Source organism: Spongiactinospora gelatinilytica, from assembly GCF_003236385.1.
Taxonomy (GTDB): domain Bacteria; phylum Actinomycetota; class Actinomycetes; order Streptosporangiales; family Streptosporangiaceae; genus Spongiactinospora; species Spongiactinospora gelatinilytica.
On the sequence record NZ_POUA01000558.1, the window covers coordinates 1 to 3,448 of the forward strand.

Genomic DNA, 3,448 nt, shown 5'->3' on the forward strand with positions numbered 1-3,448 from the left:
CCACCTGGACTGCGGGCCCCAGACCCGCCGGGGCCTCTCTCGCGACCTGGACGCGCATGAAGACCGTCGTCATCCGGCCGGGGGCCAGCGGCCCCCGGGTGCAGCGGGCTCCGCGCGTGGCCGGGCGGCACGACCAGCCGTCCACCGTGCCGACCGGGCGGATGGCGGAAACGCCCATCGGGCGGGTGCCTCCGCCCGCCGCGGGCAGCATGCTCACCCCCGCGGGCAGCTCCACCGCGGCCACCAGCTCGTCGCTGGCCCGCACGCCCTCGTTGCGCAGCCGGATGCCGACGATGCCCGGACGGGCGGGCACCAGCGCGCCCACCGGATCGATGCTGGCCACCAGCCTGGCCCGCGCGGGGGCGAGCCTCGGCACCACGGGCGGCACGGGCGGGGCGGGGGTGGGCATGGCACGGCGACCGCGGGTGTGCGACGGCTGCGGCCGGGAAGCCGACGGCGGCTCGGCCGCCGGTACCGACCGCTTCGGCGAGATCATCGGGGCCGCGTCGCCCGAGCCGGGGGCATCGACCGGGCGGACCCCGGTCAGCAGGTGGTAGGCGGTGATGAGGGCGACCGTGGCGGCGGCCGTACCGGCCAGGACGATCAGGTGCCGCCGCGGCACCCGGCGCACCCGCCTGAGCAGCGCGCCGCCGCCCGCCGTACCGCCCGCCTTGCCCAGCGCGGACACGTATCCCATGAGGAGGGGCCCGGCCACCAGCGGCCCGACGACCAGGCGCATCCCCTCGTTGACGTCGTTCAGCTCGATGAAGATCGCATGACACTCGGCGCAGCTCGCGACGTGCTCGTCCACGATGCGGCTCTCCCGTTTGGGCAGGCCGCCGCGCACATAGGCGCCCATCTTCGCGACCACCGGGCGGCAGCCCTGGCGTGGCAGGTCGCTCAGGTGCATCTGGAGGTACGCCTGCCGCAGGCCCTCCCTGGCCCGGTAGGCGAGCGCCGCCACCGCGTTGGGGGTCAGGCCGAGCAGCGGGGCCAGGTCGGCGGCCCGCGCGTTCTCCACCTCGGTATGCCACAACACCATGCGCCATCGGTCGGGCAGCGACATGAACGCCCTGGCCACCAGCGACCGCTCCAGCCCCGCCAGCGCCGGGTCCACGAACGGCACGCCGGGGTCGTGGGCCTCCATGTCGTCGGTGGGGACCCGTTTGTTCTGGCCGCGCGAGCGGTCGTAGACCGTACGGCGGAGCGCGGTGAGCAGGTAGGGCCGCAGCGCTATCTCCGGGCCGCCGCCCCTGCGCACCAGATCAAGGATCTTGGCGAACGTCTCCGCGACGACGTCGTCGGCCTCTGCCGGGCTGGACACGAGCTGCTTGGCCAGGCACCGTGCCGCCGACACGTGCCGTTGGTACAGGACGCCGAAGGCCGCCGCCTTGCCGGTGCGCACCGACTCGAGCAGCTCGGCATCACTTTGACGGGATTCCGCACTCATTGTTACCTCGTAACTACGGAAGGTTGCCCGCCAAATGATTCCGCATACGGTGAGGTGCCTAAACCGATGGACGGCCTTTACCCCGCGCGGCCCTGCTCAGAGAGTGGTCGGGGCTCTACTAGGCTCTTGTGCCATGAGCGATCGCGAGGAGCTTCTTGCCGAGATCCGGGCCAAGGGCGTCGTGCACGGCAAGGTCGTGCTCAGCTCGGGCCAGGAGGCCGACTTCTACGTTGACCTGCGCAGGGTGACCCTCGACGGGCAGAGCGCGCCGCTGGTCGGCCGGGTGATGCTGGAGCAGACGGCCGACCTCGACTATGACGCGGTCGGCGGGCTCACGCTGGGGGCCGACCCGGTGGCGACCGCGATGCTGCACGCGGCGGCGGCGCGGGGGCGGCGGCTCGACGCGTTCGTGGTCCGCAAGGAGGGGAAGGCCCACGGATTGCAGCGCAGGATCGAAGGGCCCGACGTCACCGGCCGGCGGGTGCTGGCCGTGGAGGACACCTCGACCACGGGCGGGTCCGTGCTCACCGCGGTGGAGGCGCTGCGCGAGGCCGGGGCCGAGGTCGTGGGGGTTGCCACGATCGTGGACCGGGGCGCGGGCGATGCCATCATGGCGCGGGGCCTGCCGTACCGCACCGCGTACACCCTTGCCGACCTGGGGCTCAGCCCTTCCGCTCGGCGGTGAACGCCTCCCGCTCGCCGGGTTCGCCCGGCGGGCGCGGTACGCCGTTCACCTCGACCCTGAGCCCTGACGCGTCGGCGAGCACCACGTCGAGCCTCGGCTCGGTGAAGGTCGCCTGCTCGCCTCTGAGCAGCTCGCGGTCCAGCAGCACGTCACCGCCGGGCACACGGACGAAGACCGTCCCGCAGCGGTCGGCGCGGCACTCGATGTAGACGGTGGGCGTCGCGGGGCTGGTGGTGACCGTGGTCGGGGTCAGGGTCGGAGTCGGAGCCGGAGTCGGGGCCTGGCGGGGTTGCGGGGGGCGCGGCTCGGGGGCGTTCAGCGCTCGGACGCCGAGCACGACCAGCGTCAGCAGGACCAGACAGCCGAGAACGGCGAGGGCCCCCCGGCCGACGCCGATCCGGTCAGACCTGTGGCGTCCCACACTTCGGAGGGTAGCCGCCGCGCGCTCGTGGCGGCCCGGATGTCGCGGCCGGGCGTTACCAGGGCTCGTGGCGGGTGGGCTCGTCGGGCGCCTGCGCGGCGGCCGGGGAGCGGTGGTGCTTGCCCCCCGGGGACGGTACCGCCCCGACCTCCTTGCGGCCCTTCAGGATCTCGCGGATGATCGGGATGACCGACAGCAGGATGATCACCGCCGCGCCCGGCAGGATGTACCGGTCGACGTTGGGGATGCGGTCGCCGATCAGGTAGCCGAAGATCAGCAGCCCGTCGGTCCAGATCACGCCGCCCAGGATGTTCCACAGCAGGAAGTTGCTCCGGCTCATGCCGAGCATCCCCGCCACCGGGTTGAGGAACGTGCGGACGATCGGGATGAACCGCGCCAGCACCACCGCGCGGGCCGGGCCGAACTTGCCGAAGTAGTGCCTGGCCTTCTCCACGTATTCCTGCTTGAACAGCCGCGAATCCGGGCGTGAGAAAAGCCGCGGTCCGGTCTTCGCGCCGATGAGATGGCCGAGCTGCGCACCCGCGATGGCGCACAGCGGCGCGCCCACCAGCAGCACCGGCAGCGGGAACGGCTCGTCCAGGCCGACGCTCGCGGCCACCTTGGCCGACGCGCCGATGCCCGCCACGACCAGCAGCGAGTCACCGGGCAGGAAGAAGCCGATCAGCAGCCCGGTCTCGGCGAAGATGATGGCGAGAATGCCGATCAGCCCGAAGGTGACGATCCACCACTCGGCGTCGAGCAGATTCGTGAGGTTCATCAGGGATGGAGCCTACCGGTCCGCCAAGCTCGGTAAGGGAAATCACGCGACACGCCACGGGTTTGTCCACAGGGAGGCAGGGGAGCGTGGGGGGTCGTCCAGGTTGTCCACAGG

The 3,448-nt window shown here is 72.5% G+C and carries 4 protein-coding genes; 1 reads left to right on the top strand and 3 read right to left on the bottom strand.

The features are described from left to right. Window positions 1–1,450, bottom strand: a 1,450-nt coding sequence (locus C1I98_RS36815) for a sigma factor (RefSeq protein WP_199537495.1), incomplete at its 3' end; no start/stop codon positions are given. 133 nt (window positions 1,451–1,583) lie between these two features. On the opposite strand from C1I98_RS36815, the gene pyrE reads away from it, so the two are divergent. Continuing rightward, entirely contained in the window at window positions 1,584–2,135 is a 552-nt protein-coding gene (gene pyrE, locus C1I98_RS36820) for an orotate phosphoribosyltransferase (RefSeq protein WP_111171895.1), read from the top strand. Here the strand turns inward: pyrE and C1I98_RS36825 are convergent. Together C1I98_RS36825 and C1I98_RS36830 are read right to left on the bottom strand one after the other, a co-directional pair. Next, on the bottom strand, window positions 2,113–2,556 hold the full coding sequence (locus tag C1I98_RS36825) for a hypothetical protein (protein WP_111171896.1): 444 nt from the start codon (window positions 2,554–2,556) through the stop codon (window positions 2,113–2,115). The genes pyrE and C1I98_RS36825 overlap by 23 nt on opposite strands. Window positions 2,557–2,611: 55 nt before the next feature. Next, on the bottom strand, window positions 2,612–3,334 hold the full coding sequence (locus C1I98_RS36830; RefSeq protein WP_111171897.1) for a DedA family protein: 723 nt from the start codon (window positions 3,332–3,334) through the stop codon (window positions 2,612–2,614). Window positions 3,335–3,448: the final 114 nt, after the last annotated feature.

Bases quoted from the DNA above. Each gene is read 5' to 3' on its own strand.
- pyrE (WP_111171895.1), top strand. From the start codon at position 1,584: ATGAGCGATCGCGAGGAGCTTCTTGCCGAGATCCGGGCCAAGGGCGTC.
- C1I98_RS36830 (WP_111171897.1), bottom strand. From the start codon at position 3,334: ATGAACCTCACGAATCTGCTCGACGCCGAGTGGTGGATCGTCACCTTC.